A 16,035-nucleotide genomic window follows, 5' to 3' on the forward strand; every position below is an offset into this window, starting at 1 on the left:
ATAATCAGGTTTTTCTTTGTGAAACATAGGGAACACCTCACAACTCTTCTTACCTCTATTATACGACTTTACACAAAGAAAAGCCCTTAGAAACTGGACTTCCAAGGACTTTGTCTTCAATCTGAAGCAACCCATCAGGGTTGCTTTTTAGTGTGTTTCTTTAGATTTGCTATGATGAAACTATCATTTTTTATTTATAGATGGGAGTTACGTAATGGAGTCTCGAAATCTTTTGCCTCAGAATACACGTACTTCATTACCAATCATCAAACACTCCGCCTGTAAGCTGGTACATGAGGTAAATGTGCTCCAAGATTTTGACAATTCGCGCCACATGAAATTATTTAAGCATATCCTTTTCTCTCATTACCATTTTCTGTTATAATGAATTGTATTTCTAAAGTAGAAAGGTATTAATATGACAACTCTTATTAAACATAAACGTGTAGAATTTTCAGAACTTTTTTATGACCTAGTTTTTGTTTTTGCAATTTCAAAAGTAACTACTTTAATTGACCATCTTCATAACGGTATTTTGACTTGGAATTCTTTCCTTGATTTTTTCATTGCTACTTTGTTTCTCATCGATTCCTGGATGATTCAAACCGATTATACCAATCGCTATGGAAAGAACTCTTTATTTAACATAGTAATCATGTTTATCAAAATGGGAATTTTACTCTTTATAGCCAATATGATTGGACCTGATTGGCAACAATATTTTCATTATCTCTGTTGGGCTATTGGTACATTAACCCTTACCTTATTTTTTCAATATTTGGTTGAATTTTTTAGAAAATCAACCGATGATGCTAATCGGGAAAGTATCAAAGGTTTTCTATGGATAACAGGTCTAGGAAGTTTAGGATTCTATCTAGCAGCTCTTCTTCCTATTTACCTTAGAGTCTATATCTTATTTGCTAGTATTCTGCTAACATTTATTATGCCAAGTATCTTGCTTAATAAAGATAAGCATTACCAGGTAAATCTCCCCCATTTAATCGAGCGTATCTCCCTTCTTGTCATTATTATGTTTGGAGAGATGATTACGGAGCTAGCTAACTTCTTTACAATCGAGAATTTCTCGATTTATTCGGTTCTTTATTTCATTATTATGATTTCTCTGTTCTTGTTTTATTTTGGTCAATTCGACCATGCTATTGATGAAAAATCTAATCAAAAGGGACTATTTCTAATTTACAGTCACTATCCTATTTTCATTGGACTTATGATGATGACTGTATCGATTGGCTTTCTTCAGAATCCTGAAGCTAATCGTCTCTTTGCAACCAGCTTCTCTTATATCGGATTTGGCCTCTTTCAAGCTGCTGTCCTAGTAAATGGGCCCTATAACAAACACTATCTTCGCTATTCGAAAAGTTACTACTGTGTCCAAGCTACACTCTATCTGGCTGCCTTGATTCTCTCTTTAATCTTTGCTTCTAATCCTATAATAGTAGTAAGTATTACAACCATTTTAGCTCTAGCTATAGCCACTCATTTTATTTATTTTTATGTGACACAGAATAAAAAATATTCCAAATCTAACTGGGGGATATTTTAATGAGTTTATAACATTAAAAAGCTTTGGGAACCAAGGCTTTTTTTTCATTAATTTGTTTTTCCATTTTATCCTCCGATTTGAACTCGCACTGACATTTATTTATAACAACACTATATATCTAGTATGGCATAATCATTAGGTATTATAGGTTTTCAAACCAAATGTGAGTCATTCGTTTTTGCCCCACTTTTGCCCCATTTTTAAATCCTGACATTGAAAACACCTAAAAGTATTTCCCTAAAATCAGCTATATTTCAACATTTTTGTTTATTTTCAATATGAAAAGTTCTTACAAATTCATGTAGGGGGCATCTAAATCAACAGGAAAAAGCCTTAAAATCAAGGCTTTTTTTGCTTGTCTATAACTGATTTGCCCCATCATTTGCCCCACTTTTAAATCTATCTTTTCTTTTTGAATCAAATTACATCTTAACAAATAGTGTAAAGCCAGTTACTTTTGCTTTGATGCCATACAATATTTTCATGTAGAGAAGACAAATTTTATCTTCTCTTTTTATTTTCAAAATAATAAAAACTGATTTTCTTTTCATGAATCAGACTGAAACTTCCAAATTTTCCATTTAGTTTATTGATATTTCCTCTAAAAAGGTGTATAATATTTTTACTATCAAACTATACTATATAACAGGATGGTCTTGAAATGAAATTTTCTAATCGTTTATCGCTATTCCTTGCAGGAGTTATTTTTGTCCTTTTAGCACTCTTTCTATTTACAGACCCAGTAGCTAATCTTGTTGCTTACAGCTGGTGGATTGCATTTGGTTTACTGGTTGCTTCCATAGCAGCTATTTTAGGCTATTTCTCTGTACCAAAAGAGCTTCGCTCACCAGCTCATCTTTTCCAAGGGATTGTTAATCTTCTCTTAGCTCTTTACCTCGTTGCCTATGGCTTTGTGACGCTGCCAGTTGTCATTCCAACTATTTTAGGGATTTGGTTAATTGTAGAAGCCATTATAGTTTTCTTTAAAGGCAATCGTCTGGGATTGATTTTCCCTATTATTGGCAACCATATCATGTGGATAGCGTTGCTTGCATTTTTACTAGGTCTAGTGATTTTGTTCAATCCAGTAGCTACAAGTGTCTTTGTCGTTTATGTCGTTGCCTTTGCATTTTTAATTGTTGGTTTCACCTATATCCTTGATGCCTTTCGTAAATAATCTAGCTGCCATTTTGGGCATATTAAAATAGCTGGGAAGTTACATTCTCAGCTTTTTCTGTTGCCTCTTTAGCTAAGTTGGTAGAGCAGTAGACTCTTAATCTATGGGGCGCAGGTTCGAGCCCTTGTAGGGGCATCTAAATCAACAGGAAAAAGCCTTGAAATCAAGGCTTTTTTACGTCCAATAGCTTTTTGTAGCAAAGTATTTAAAAATAAAAGAGAAGAGAATCTTTCACTCTCTTCTTAGTATATCTTATTAAATTCAGTCTTTCTCAATCTACCTGATTTTCCTTTGCAACGACAAATTCTTTAACCAATCGATAGATAACAGCAAATATGGGTGTAAAGAATATCATTCCAAGTAAGCCAAATAGATTTCCTCCAATACTAGCTGCTGCAAGTGTGAAGAGAGCTGGTAAGCCGATAGATTGACCCACAACTTTGGGATAGATAAGGTTTCCCTCAATCAGCTGTATAATTTGATAAAGAAGGATAGACAGTAAAGCTTGACTTGGACTGACTGTAAAGATAAAAATCGCTCCTAGCACACAAGCAATCATAGGACCAACATAAGGAATGAAAGACAGCACTCCTGCAAAGATACCTGTCATTACCCCATAAGGTAGTCCAAATAGGCTATAGCCAACCGCTACCATAACTCCTATGATGACTGCTTCAATTAGCTGACTCATCAAAAACTGATCATAAGTTTCTAGTCCTATTTGTCCGATGTAAGCCAACTTTGTCACTACCTTCTCTGAAAGTAAGACTTTCAGAAGTCGGCTCGTCATCGCTGCCAAATGTTCCTTACTGGATAAAAATGAAAAGGTGAAGACTATAATCAAAAAGGCATTCATCAAACTTGAAAAAATATTGCCGATATTACTAGTCAGACCCGATAAGAAACCTATCAAGGCTTGGCTAATAGAACTAGACTGTCCCTGTATGCCTGATACAATAGTTGACAACATGTCTTTGGTTACAAATTCCGAGCCGTCTAGCAATTTCCCAAGTTGAGTCAGGACTGTTGAAAGGACTGTTCCCAGCTGACTAATAGTCTGAGCTAGGGTTGGTAGCACCAAAACCAAAAGACCTATCACGATTAAGATAAGAGCTAGGAAAACAAGTACCATGGCAATCGGACGACGCAACTCTGCCTTTACCTTCATTTTGACTAGCAATTGTTCAATTTTTTTCATGGGAACATTGAGCACAAAAGCAATAACAGCGCCATAAATCAAGGTTGAAGTCACGTCAAAGAAAGAGATTGCTCCTGATATAAAGCTCGACGCATTCAGAATCACAAGAGCAACCAGCCCTATAAAAAGGATTAACGGGGTGTATTTTCTAACTAACTTCATAAATTCTCCTTAATAAACATGTTTAGATACGACTATACTATTTGGTTTTTCAAACTCTCGGTCAAGGTAGGCTTGATAAGTTCCTGGTGCGATAAATCCTTTGGGTGAGAGGATATCTGTTCCAGCCTGACCGACTATGGTATCTGCCAAGAGCACACAATTTGTGGATAAGACAAAGTAGGATTTAAACTTAGATTTGATAAATTTATAAAGTTCCCCATCCGTCTCATGTCTGATTTTATAAGCGTAGGTGTAGTCTTCCTTACCATCACCTGTCGTGATTTTATCCGCACTTGGCTCCCATGGAATCGTCAGTTGTTTCAATTCAGTCAACATTTTTTGAATTGCTTTTTCCATTTCAGGTGTCAAATCTATTCCGTAACCAAAAAGTGTTTTTTGACTCTCACGTTTACATAGATCAATGTACTTATCGCGGTCACAGAAATATAAGACACCATCTCCTACCATACCAAATAAGGTCTCAGATGACGGATCATAGTTGCCATAAGAAATAACACGGCCCTGATAGCAGATATCCACATGACCAATAGCTGAAAACAGGGAGGTCTCAGCTGTATGAACAAAAATTTCTAGCTCTGCTGTCTTACCAGACTTCACTATTCCAAGATGGATATCTTCTTCCTCATCAGCATTTTCCAGCATAAATTTGTTAATTTTTGCTAAAGTTCTTGCAGGGATGAGAGCGGCTAGGACAATAGGTAAGCTAATTCTAATGCGACGTTTGAGATGGTTTTTCCCAATTTCCCCTTCAAATAAGAAACCGTCACGGATATTGGACAGACCATAAAGGAAAAAATAAGCCCCTAAAACAAAGAGTTGAAAGACAGAATTTCCCGTAGAGGACAAAAGACTAGCTCCACCAAGAAAAACTAGTAGAATACCATCTAGTAAGAGACGAAAACGAGGTCGAATATTATTTTTACGGTAGAGAACATAGGTGACAAGATTAATCGTGGCCCTAAAAATCTGATAAACTCCAATCACAAGAGCCAGAACATAAATTGGTATATCAGTCGCAAGATTAGAACCTAGCAAATATCCCAGCACTAACAATTTAACCAGTGCAACTCCCAAGGTATCCGTTGACTGGCTTTTTTTGAAAACTCTTAATAGCAAATCTACGACCGTTGCTATCCAAGCTAAAAACAGAACCAGGCGAATAACCGTCACTGGCAACCAAGTCCCCGTGACCATCAAGATGAGACCTAGCAGAACAAACAAGAAACCCTGAACAAGTAATTTCTTACCTGTCAGACCTAAAGAAAGAATTTTTTCCATAAAAGACCTTTCAAAAATAATAATTAAGCCCTTTGATCAAATTGACTGGTAAATAGCTGACGGCACAAACAGCCTGTGCCAGCAAGACATGGCGACTGACTGTAGCAATGTCACCATCTTGTCTTTTGCACTTCTGAAATTTGTTTTATTGAGTCGAAATCAGAGCTTTTAAAAACTAGCTAAACTTGAAAGCTAACCATAATTGCTAGATAAAAAAGGTGCAACCAATCCTTCTTGTAAAGGTAGGAAAGAATTATATCCATTCCATTAATTATTTATATATTACCTATTGTGACACAATACTCACTATAATTCAACTTTTTACCTATTTAAAACCATAAAGCCTACATAACTCTTTGAAGAGAACAAAAATCTGAATGTAATAAGATAGTACCCATTACCCATATTATAATTAGATTATGAATTGAAGCTTTTTGGAACTAAAATTAGGAATAATTGAGAAAGTAGGGAGGGAAATTTTGCTTTTACCCCATTTTGAAATAATTTCATTTTAGATTTTTCTAAGTTTCTTTCAAAGAGCCTGCAGGGGGCATCTAAACAACAGGAAAAAGCCTTGATTTACAAGGCTTTTTTGTTTTTCTAAAAGATTTTCTCTAGATATTTAGCAGAATCCCAAGATAGTTTCTCAATGTTCCACTTCTTCCTTAAATCGTACTTTTCCTTGGCTGTATAATCTCATAATCTTCACAAAGCGAACTGGATTGTTTTGGTTATACAAAAGAAATACTGAAAAGAATAACAAGCCAGCAAACCACAAACCATAGCCTTCATCACCAATCGGTTGGCCAAATTTTAGAGGAAGAATCAAGAAATACAAAAAGTAATAGATAGACACTATATTTACTACAAAGCGGGCAAATCGATAAGGTAAAGCAGACAGTTGTCTAGGATCAAACTGGTTTTTTACAAACAAATTATGAGATGCTGCAAAGAAAAAGACTTTCTCTGTCGTTGGCTGGGCCTTTCGAACATTTTTATAAAGTGCTCGTTCAAGTATAGCAACCAACAAGGAAAACTGCATCAACCAAAATAGAAAAATACAAGCTAGACTAAACCAGTTGTAGACACCAATAAACTTGAGGGAAAAGAAACCCGAAATTGCAGGTCCACCTGCTAGTAAGAGAATGACCAATTCAGGAATAAAGGAATTCGTGTCACCAGCTTTTTCAGTATTGAGCAACTTACTCTTTGGAGCAGCTAAAGCCTCTCCTGTCTTTTGGTCATAATAAACAGCCTGTCCATCACATTCGCCGATAAAGACACGACGGCGTCCGAGAAAAAACATATTGACCTCTTTCTATTTATAAAAACAAGTCCTCAAAATTTGGAATGATTTTATCCTAGTATACCACAAACCAACTTGCTAGGTCATAGGATAACTAAGTATCGCAACTTGCTAAAAGGTTGACAGAACTTTGCTCCATAGGATATGATGGGAATACCTAGAATTTCAACTCTGCACGGCCTAGACTCCGTCTGCTGAAAAAACATTTGTGAGTTCAATTCTATATATGGAGGTTTCTATGAAAATCTATTATTCAAAATATGTCGGTGTCGGCTATCTAGTCTTTGCAGTGGGTGTATTCTTTCAATTTTTCTTTTTTCTCGCGCATGGATTAATCGACTTTTCCCAGCTTAGTCTTCTCACTGTGGTTCCAACCATTCTCTTTTTTGCTGCTATCTACGCAACGATTGCAGGTATCAAAAGACTTTCTAGTCGCAGACTCTCCTTTGAGTTCACCTTTGAAGGTATTTATGTCTATCCCGGGCTCTTCTTTTCCAAGGAAATCTTCATCCCAAAAGAAGAATTGTTGCGAGCATCGTATGTTGAAGTGGATGTCAGTGACCCTGACCATGCCAACAGCAAGGCTTACTATTTAGATTTTGACCTGAGAGAGGTCACCCAGCTAGAAGATATTTCTAAGTCAAATGTTATCGTCGATACAAGCGTCCTGATATTGCGGCTGGCCCTTAGCCTCTGTCGATTTAGAGAGGAAGAAAAAGCCGAGTTGGCAACCTATCTAAAAGAAAACTACGGCATTGATTTCTTATATTAGCAAGTAAAGAAAGCCCTAAAAACAGGGCTTTTTTGATATTATCCTTATTATCTTTCACTTTAACGTGAGCTTGCTAATTATCCAACTTAAACGTCGTATAAACTCGAATGATTTAAAATTTATGCTTCGAGAACATTAAAAAAGCAAGGGCTACTCTCCACCCTCACTTCTTCTTTTCACTCTTAATTACGGTAAAAATGACTATCTTTGTCGCTTGGTGATTGGCCGATTGCCAAGACGTCTTGGCTACCGTCTGTACCTGTTAATTCATTTTGGACTCCAGCTGGAGTAAAGATCAGGCGTGCTCCTTCTCCGCCTCCAACAAGATGAATTCCTGTCAGATAGTAACCGTCCTTCTCCTCTACTTGATCCATCTCATATTTAAAAGTTCCCTTTGAACTCTGGATAGTCACAATGCCGTCAGCTGTAATCGTAGCTATTGTTCCTGCATAATTCTCCCAAGTTCCAAGGAATTTAGAATAATCTTTTTGATTTTCCGTCTTTGTCTCAGTTTGAGTAGCTGTAGCGCTTGAAGAACTTGTATCAGACTTCTGTTCCTCTTTTTGACTAGCTTCTGTTTTACTTGATGACTCCTTAGTTACTTTAGAGGATGAAGCCTCTTTGCTTGAAGATGCTGTAGTTTTTTCAGCATTTCCTCCACAAGCAGCAAGTGTCACTGCAGCCAACAAGGCAAGAGCTGAAAGACTGGTGTAACGCAATGTTTTTTTCATGATAATCTCCTTTTAAAATGATGATACAGTTTCATCTGCATCTAAAATAGCTAGCCTGAAATTACATATATTTTTGACGACTAACCTGTAGTTTTCAGTGTATCATTTATTTCCATATAATTCAATAGTTATTTGACACCAAAAAAGGCTAATCCAATCAGGAATTAGCCCTTCTGTTTTTAATAGATAAACATGGCATCACCAAAGCTAAAGAAACGGTATTTTTCATCAATAGCATGCTGATAGGCTTCAAGGACCAATTCACGTCCTGCAAAGGCAGAAACAAGCATGACCAAGGTAGACTTAGGCAAATGGAAATTGGTTGAGAAGGCATCGACCACCTTCCAGTCATAGCCTGGTTTTATAAAGATATTGGTCCAACCTGAGTCGGCTTGGATTTGACCGTCAAACTTGCTTCCGATGGTTTCTAGTGTACGGATAGAGGTTGTACCCACGGCAATGACACGGCCACCATTTTCCTTGACCTGACGCAAGGTAGCTGCAGCTTCCTCAGACAATTGATAAAACTCTGAGTGCATCTCGTGTTCATCCAGGTTATCTACCGAAACAGGCCTAAAGGTTCCAAGCCCAACGTGCAAGGTCAAGTAAACTAGGTGAACTCCTTTTTGCTGGATTTCTTCTAGTAATTCTTTGGTAAAATGCAGACCTGCAGTCGGAGCAGCGGCTGAGCCACTTTCCTTGGCATAGACTGTCTGGTAACGTTCTCGGTCATCCAACTTTTCGTGGATATAAGGAGGAAGCGGCATTTCTCCCAGGCTTTCAAGCACTTCTAGGAAAATCCCTTCATACTCAAAACGGACAATACGACCGCCATGGGTTAATTCCTCAGTCACGACTGCGCTAAGTCGACCATCACCAAAGATAACACGAGTGCCGACCTTGAGACGTTTGGCAGGTTTTGCCAAGACTTCCCATTCGTCTCCTGCTGTATTTTTCAAAAGCAAGAGTTCAACATGGCCCCCTGTTTCTTCTTTTTGACCATGAAGTCGAGCTGGCAAAACGCGGGTATCATTCATAACCAGGGCATCACCTGGCTCTAGCATTTCAATAATGGAGTGAAAATGGCGATCTTGAAATTCCCCTGTTTTGCGATTGACCATCAAGAGTTTAGATGCATCGCGCTTTTCCAAAGGAGTTTGAGCAATTAGCTCCTCTGGCAAGTGAAAATCAAAATCATTGGTATTCATTGTTGTCATATTTCCTTTTCTTTTCTAATGTACTTATGATTAGCTATCAAAACGAACTTCTTCAAGTAGGTACTCGATAAAGCGTTCACCCATCTTAGACAAGCTTGTTTTCTCATGCTGGATATAAACCAATTCAATAGGATCATCAATATCAAGTGGAATCGAAACGATGTTGTCTCCGTTAAGATTACTATTGAGGATACCAGTCGCGATGGTATAACCGTCTAAACCAATCAAGAGATTGAACAAGGTCGCACGGTCACTAACCACGATGGATTTCTTGTGGTGTTCCTGTGACAAAATCTCTTCTGAGAAATAGAAGGAATTATGGGTTCCTTGGTCATAGCTCAAGTATGGGAAGTCTTCTAGGTCTGCCAACTGCACCTTGTCTTTTTTGGCAAGAGGATTGGACTTGCTGACAAAGATATGAGGTTGGGCTGTAAAGAGATGGTGGGCAACCAGATGGTTATCATCCAACATCTTAGAAAGGACATCACGGTTATAGCTATTTAAAAATAGGACTCCGACTTCACTGCGGAAGTTCTTGACGTCGTCGATGATTTCCCAGGTTCTGGTTTCACGCAAAAAAAGCTCATACTTTTCCATATCGCTCTTCTTGAGCAAGGAAACAAAGGCATTGACTACGAAGGCATAGTGTTGCGAAGACACACTAAAAAGCTCGCGATGAGCGATAGGATTTTTATAACGTTCTTCTAGGAGTTGAGTTTGCTCAACAACCTGACGAGCATAAGATAGAAATTCCATTCCATCACGTGTGAGGGTGATTCCCTTAGGATTTCGGATAAAAATCTCAATCCCCATCTCATTTTCTAGGTCACGAACTGCATTTGATAGACTAGGCTGCGTAATGAAGAGTTGCTTGGCAGCTTCATTCATGGAACCAGTCTCTACAATTTTGATAATATAGTGTAATTGTTGAATTCTCATGCTTTTATTGTACCATACTTGACGCAATATAAAAAGAACCAGTCACTGAAAGCTCTGTGGCTAAGCTTAGATGAATGCTTTCAAATGACTTTATCTAGCGACCTAAAAAGAGAGAGTGGGACAGAAATCGGTAATTCGTTAGAAGTCGATTTCATCGTCTCACCTCCGCACAGTTGAGTAGGGCTGTAAAAGCTGATGAAATCAGCGTAGTAGAGCCCACTCAACCACTGCGTCTTGCTCGACAATCCAACCTCAAAAAGAGGCTAGGACTTTTGTCCCAGACTCTCTTATTCTTTAGAGTTAGTCTGCCTTCTAATGTGAAACTCAGCTTCCTCTTTCCCAGAAGATGGCTAGTAAAATCATGGCACCGAGAACTGATGGGATAATGGCTGTACCGTTTAGACTTGGTCCCCAAGCACCAAAGAGTAATTGACCTAAAAAGGCACCAATCCAGCCGAGAAACATTTTCCCGAAGCATCCCATTCGTTCGCCACGATTGGTGATAGCTCCAGCTAATAGTCCGATTAAAAGGCCGACAAACATACTTCCAAGCATAGATTCTCCTTAATTTGCCCAATCTCCATTGCGGAAGAGTGGTACTCGTGTTCCATCCTCACGAATACCATCGATATCCATTTGGTTAGAACCAATCATAAAGTCAACGTGAACATCTGAACGATTAAGTCCTGCAGCTTCCAGCTCTTCTTCGCTCATCTCAGCTCCACCAACAACGCTCGTTGCATAGGCTGCACCGATAGCCAAGTGGTTTGAAGCATTTTCATCAAAAAGGGTGTTAAAGAAGGTAATCCCTGACTGAGAAATTGGACTTGGATCTGGCACCAAGGCACACTCACCCAAGGCACGCGCACCAGCATTCTTAAAGACAAGATCCTTCATAACTTGATCACCCTTCTCAGCAGTGATATCAACGATTTGACCATTTTCAAAGGTCACTTTGATGCCTTCGATGATATTTCCATTGTAGCTAAGAGGTTTTGTAGAAGTGACATAACCATCTGCGCGACGGAAGTCAGGAGCTGTAAAGACTTCTTCTGTTGGCATATTTGGCAAGAAACCTTCACCTTGCGCATTGATAGCACCAGCTGATTCCCAAACGTGGTCCTTCGGCAAGCCAAGTGTCAAATCAGTTCCAGGAGCTGTGTAGTGAAGGGCTGAAAATTGTTCTTTATTGAGCATATCAGCCTTGCTCTTCAAGATTGCTGCATGTTTTTCCCAAGCCTTAACTGGGTCTTCTTCGTAGATACGGCAAGTCTTGAAGATTTGGTCCCAAAGTAGGTCTACTGCTTCTTCGTCGCTTGCAGCATTTGGAAAGACCTTCTTAGCCCACTCAAGTCCAGCAGCTGCTGCCACAGTCCAACTAACCTTGTTGGATTGAGTTGCGATACGCATTGGTTTCATGGCAATTCCCATAGCTTTGACAGAAGCTGAGAGCTTTTCAGCATCCACTCCGTTCAAGGCACCTGGATCAGAAGAACGAACACCGAGACGACTTGCTTTGTTTTCAAGAAGGTAGTTCATCTCAGCAATCTTGTATTCTGGTACATTGTCCAGACGCTCCATCGGCGCGTGAAGGAATTTCTCACGGTTTACAAAGTCATCTGCCCATTGAACGATAACTTCGTGGGCTCCAAGTGCATAGGCTTCTTTGACGATTAAGTGAGCAAACTCGCGTTGCTCCACATCGATAGAGAGAGCCAAGGTATGACCAGGTTGCACGTTCACTCCGTTTGCAACCAACAACTTAGCATATTTTTCTAGATTTTCTTTAAAATTTGGTAAAACCATTCTGTTTTCTCTTTTCTATTTTTATTTCAAATCTTTGAGCATATTTGTCTTACTCAAAATTCTTCCCTTACTAGTATATCACATATGATGTAAATTTAAAAACAAGCCTAATAAAGCTTGTTTTTATTTAACTATCACAAAAGTCGTGTACATATCTTTCCACTTCTTTTTCCATAGATTGAATCTCACAAATATCCCATCTATTGTTTTTAGAAGTTATTTCTGCCATCATCTGTAATTTTAAGCTCTGACGATGGAATATCCCTTCTCTTTCCCATTGTTCTAATTTAGCCTCTGGATAGGAATTTCCAAACCGGGAGTTCTGACTATCGGTAATAATACAAAGGTTACCAAAAGAATGTAAAAACTCAGCAGGTAATTGTCTCTCTCCATCATGTCCATTTGGATTCTGAGGATACCAATGCTCTATTGAGCGACGATAAGCAAATTTAAAATCTCCAAACTCAATATCGTAATCTTTCTTCAATTCTTCACGATTTTTCCATAAAACATAATCTACAAAATTAAAAGCATAAACAGGAATTACCCCATATTTTTTGATACTTTTATCTTCGGTAAACAATCTTTCCTCAGCATATCTCACTGCCATTTTTTCAAGAAAATCCTTAAAGAGACTAGCAAATTCTATTTGATTTAACTCTTCAATATGGTTAAACAGGAATTGCAAGATTTCATATAACCAACGACTATCTCGATTGGCAGTAAAGGTCACAGCAAACATGGATTGGAGGAGAATGATGTTTTGGTTAATTTCCGAATCTGAAAATGTATTCTTAGTAAAGCGTTCTTCAACTATGTAATGCTCTTTCGCTTTCCCATTAGGTTGATATTCATAATAAGTCCCCTTCTGTAAAAACCATTCATCCTTATTTCTACTTGAAGAATCCGTATTCGAGTTTCTAACGATGTAATTATCGAAAATATGTTTTATTCTAAGAAGAAATTCACTAAATTCAATAACCCAAGCTTTATCTTTATTTTTTATATCAAATAGTGCTAAGAGTTTCTTATCATCTAGTTGAATCTCATCAGTTTTCTTACCTTCCGCAATTGCCAATACGTGCAGTAAGAATGTTGGAAAATCAATGATTGTAGTATAATCGCCAAAATCTTTTTCTACTTCTATATTTTTTTCATTTATCTTTCTTCCTAATATATCTGATAACTTTCTTCTTTCATTTTGATGAAAATCAATATCATTATAAATATTATGAAATGAATAATTTGTAAAATGCCATCCAAAAATACGTTCACGTTCTTGAAAGTCATCTGCTCTCTTCCGCCGCATCTTAAACTGACTTGCTACCGGCTTATCAAAGTCTGCGCAAGCATCCCATATTCTCGCAAATTTTTGTGCCATTTCTTGATTTTCACCAAACTTAGCCATCATTTGCGCCTTAAGAATTTCATGAGCTTCTAGTTGTTCACCTCGAGAGTTAAAACGTTCAAAATAAAGATTCAAATCTAAATCTTCAGGAAGTATACTTCGAAAAATGATGACATTATCAAAAAGATAGTCAACGAAATACTGAATTTCAAGTTGACGCTCTCCTAGCACTTTTTTCAAAGCATCTTTAGCATGTCCGTAACCTCTAGTTAATTCATTTTCATCGTCCTCAGAGATTTTTTGCTTAGTAAATAGTTTTTGAATATTCTCATTTGATTTCTTCCGAGCTGGGAAGGTAAGATTGACAGCTTTCAATCTATCAAAACCAAACTCATGCTTCAAAGCTAAAGCAATCAAATTAAGAGCAGTTGTCCGTTGTTGCCCATCTATGATTTTGAAAATATCATTCTCTTTATTAACGACTAATGTTCCAATATAATAATAATTGTCTCTATTTTCTTGAAAAGCATCTGCTACGTCATTCAATAACTGCTCGATTTCATTATAAGTCCAAGCAAAATTTCTCTGATAAAGAGGAATAGCATAGGTATCTTCATTTAACAAACGATTAACTGATAAGCTTATATGTGTTTCTACCATTTATCTTTTTCCTCTTCTATAATCTTGTCCACAGTATAATTTTCAAATAACTCTCTATCTATCTTGACCATAAAATCATTGGGAGTGACAGCATGAGATAAAAGTTGAAATAGTTTTTGAACCTCTTTTTGTCTAAACCTTCCACCAGCGGCGTATTTCCCTACCGTTGCATCATATATGGCTTTAGACTTAACCCGAGGGTAATAAGACCAAATAAACAAGGTTTCTACCATCTCCTTTGATAGCTCATCTTTTCCAAATCTATCTGCAAAAAGCGAGCAAATATTTAGGAATATATTGTGACACTTGAGGTAGCGTCCTTTTGAGCTATTGTAAATGTTTAACATACCTTCTGGGTAAGCTAGATTTTTTTCTTCCCCTTCAGGTTCATCAGAAAATCCTAACTCATCATTTAAAAAATCTTTATGTTCTTTAATAGTTTTATGAGCAGATTCAATATACTCAAAAAATTTACTTCCATCAATGATTGGCATAGTAATGGACATGGGGAGATTTTCAATATGACGATACAATTCTAGATATGGAAAATTCTGATTCAAATCAACGCCTTTAAAATCGTCAATAAAATCCTCTGTAAAACGGAGATAGGATCCATAACGCTTGTTTGTTAATCCTGTCTCTCCTCGAGACCAACGTCTCATACGAAAAAGATGTTTATCAAACAACTCTTTGAGACTTAAATCTTTATCTTCTACAAATTGCTCCCACTTTTCCACAATTCTTTCATCTTCGGAATCTTGCTTGCGAAGATGATAGGCTTTGAGCAAATCATGAGGTTCTAAAGATTTTCCACGATTATTCTGAGAATCAAATAACTGAAAGGCTTCAGATAATCGTTCCTGTGGCATAGTAATCACGGAAACAGAACAATTTTCCAATAAAAAGTTGCAAATATCTTTTGCATGATTTTCGCCGACCAATTGAGTCAAATTTTCCCACTCATTATAATTTTCACTCGCATGATAGCAAGATAGCTCTCCAAATTCAGCAGCACTCATCAGTTGCTTAGCACCCTTATAATTCTCTAAATCATCTAATAAATGAAGAAACAAGGAAATAGAAATTAGCCGTTGCTGTCCATCGACAATATCTAAGTATCCATCATTTTCATGCAAGATAACGGAACCAATCTGATATTCCTTTTTCCCCATAGCATCTCGTAAATCATAAAAAAGATTACGGATATGCTTTCTGTTCCATTTATAAGGTCTTTGATAAGAAGGAATCCGCAAATCCTCTTCTTTCAATAGTTCTCCAACTTTTTTAGAAGTAAATTGAATACTCATTTTATCCGCCTTTATAGTATTTTAAAAAAACTACAAATTCATATGAATCTGTAGTTAAGAGTGGCTAATTCTTTTGAATAACACTTGTATTAGGAATATTTTTTGAATACTGTTCTGCTGCTTCCTTTGTCCAAAATCCTTGTGCAATCATGTTGCCAAACTGATCAATAACAATCCATTCAGTCATATCTCCATCACCTTTCTACTTCTTTATTAATTATATATTAATCATTAGAGGTAGTATAGCATATAAAAATTGTAAAATCAATATTGTCTATGTAGAACATAATATTATTTTTCTCAATTTAAGACCAACTACAATAAATTTTCTATATTTGAGAATACCAGTATATAATTACAGGAGTAAAATAGTACGATTTTTAGCAAATTTCGTTCTGTCCTACTTCTGAAAAGATAGTGTAACATTCTTCCGAACTTAGAAAATGAACAATTAAATCAATCAGTTACTGCATCTTGTAATTATGACTTTTGTTCATTTAAGATTGATAACGTTTGAATAAAAATCATTTATCCATAGTTCTCCAACTT

The 16,035-nt window shown here is 37.1% G+C and carries 15 protein-coding genes; 3 read left to right on the forward strand and 12 right to left on the reverse strand.

The features are described from left to right. Positions 1-418: 418 nt before the first annotated feature. Complete coding sequence (locus tag QM469_RS07885; protein ID WP_414276495.1) at positions 419-1,564, forward strand: low temperature requirement protein A; 1,146 nt, start codon at positions 419-421, stop codon at positions 1,562-1,564. Between the two features lie 289 nt (positions 1,565-1,853). Here QM469_RS07885 and QM469_RS07890 read toward each other — a convergent pair whose 3' ends face one another. Next, positions 1,854-1,985 carry a hypothetical protein gene (locus tag QM469_RS07890; RefSeq protein WP_414276496.1) on the reverse strand — a complete coding sequence of 44 codons (132 nt, stop codon included), beginning with the start codon at positions 1,983-1,985 and terminating at the stop codon, positions 1,854-1,856. Between the two features lie 240 nt (positions 1,986-2,225). On the opposite strand from QM469_RS07890, the gene QM469_RS07895 reads away from it, so the two are divergent. Further along, positions 2,226-2,741, forward strand: coding sequence for a DUF308 domain-containing protein (locus tag QM469_RS07895; protein ID WP_042902646.1), 516 nt, complete (start codon positions 2,226-2,228; stop codon positions 2,739-2,741). A 271-nt stretch (positions 2,742-3,012) separates the two neighbouring features. Here the strand turns inward: QM469_RS07895 and QM469_RS07900 are convergent, their stop codons facing one another. The 3 genes from QM469_RS07900 to QM469_RS07910 form a co-directional block, all read right to left on the reverse strand. After that, a complete protein-coding gene (locus tag QM469_RS07900; protein ID WP_195183597.1) occupies positions 3,013-4,101 on the reverse strand; it encodes an AI-2E family transporter in 1,089 nt (362 codons plus the stop codon). A 9-nt stretch (positions 4,102-4,110) separates the two neighbouring features. Next, positions 4,111-5,400: a DUF308 domain-containing protein gene (locus tag QM469_RS07905; RefSeq protein WP_414276497.1), complete on the reverse strand. Its 1,290-nt coding sequence runs from the start codon at positions 5,398-5,400 to the stop codon at positions 4,111-4,113. Positions 5,401-6,046: 646 nt separating this feature from the next. Beyond that, positions 6,047-6,706 carry a hypothetical protein gene (locus QM469_RS07910; protein ID WP_414276498.1) on the reverse strand — a complete coding sequence of 220 codons (660 nt, stop codon included), beginning with the start codon at positions 6,704-6,706 and terminating at the stop codon, positions 6,047-6,049. 238 nt (positions 6,707-6,944) lie between these two features. On the opposite strand from QM469_RS07910, the gene QM469_RS07915 reads away from it, so the two are divergent. Then, a complete protein-coding gene (locus QM469_RS07915; RefSeq protein WP_060955215.1) occupies positions 6,945-7,478 on the forward strand; it encodes a hypothetical protein in 534 nt (177 codons plus the stop codon). 182 nt (positions 7,479-7,660) lie between these two features. Here the strand turns inward: QM469_RS07915 and QM469_RS07920 are convergent, their stop codons facing one another. The 8 genes from QM469_RS07920 to QM469_RS07955 form a co-directional block, all read right to left on the reverse strand. Next, positions 7,661-8,209 carry an ABC transporter substrate-binding protein gene (locus tag QM469_RS07920; protein ID WP_414276499.1) on the reverse strand — a complete coding sequence of 183 codons (549 nt, stop codon included), beginning with the start codon at positions 8,207-8,209 and terminating at the stop codon, positions 7,661-7,663. Between the two features lie 179 nt (positions 8,210-8,388). After that, positions 8,389-9,417: a tRNA preQ1(34) S-adenosylmethionine ribosyltransferase-isomerase QueA gene (gene queA, locus QM469_RS07925; protein WP_414276500.1), complete on the reverse strand. Its 1,029-nt coding sequence runs from the start codon at positions 9,415-9,417 to the stop codon at positions 8,389-8,391. A gap of 39 nt (positions 9,418-9,456) precedes the next feature. Then, complete coding sequence (locus tag QM469_RS07930) at positions 9,457-10,365, reverse strand: LysR family transcriptional regulator (RefSeq protein ID WP_049548400.1); 909 nt, start codon at positions 10,363-10,365, stop codon at positions 9,457-9,459. Between the two features lie 324 nt (positions 10,366-10,689). Then, complete coding sequence (locus QM469_RS07935; protein WP_371621173.1) at positions 10,690-10,920, reverse strand: GlsB/YeaQ/YmgE family stress response membrane protein; 231 nt, start codon at positions 10,918-10,920, stop codon at positions 10,690-10,692. 9 nt (positions 10,921-10,929) lie between these two features. Then, positions 10,930-12,171 (reverse strand): aminopeptidase, encoded by a 1,242-nt coding sequence (locus tag QM469_RS07940; protein ID WP_414276501.1) that lies wholly within the window; start codon positions 12,169-12,171, stop codon positions 10,930-10,932. A gap of 127 nt (positions 12,172-12,298) precedes the next feature. After that, on the reverse strand, positions 12,299-14,179 hold the full coding sequence (locus QM469_RS07945) for a DUF262 domain-containing protein (protein WP_414276502.1): 1,881 nt from the start codon (positions 14,177-14,179) through the stop codon (positions 12,299-12,301). Further along, on the reverse strand, positions 14,173-15,486 hold the full coding sequence (locus QM469_RS07950; protein WP_414276503.1) for a DUF262 domain-containing protein: 1,314 nt from the start codon (positions 15,484-15,486) through the stop codon (positions 14,173-14,175). Before QM469_RS07950 ends, QM469_RS07945 begins: the two co-directional genes overlap by 7 nt. Before the next feature lie 64 nt (positions 15,487-15,550). Then, the gene (locus QM469_RS07955) at positions 15,551-15,673 is read right to left on the reverse strand and encodes a hypothetical protein (protein ID WP_257375148.1); all 123 of its coding nucleotides are present in this window, start codon (positions 15,671-15,673) and stop codon (positions 15,551-15,553) included. Between the last annotated feature and the right edge of the window lie 362 nt (positions 15,674-16,035).

The sequence above is a fragment of the Streptococcus infantis genome (assembly GCF_047464215.1).
GTDB classification, from domain to species: Bacteria; Bacillota; Bacilli; order Lactobacillales; family Streptococcaceae; genus Streptococcus; species Streptococcus infantis_P.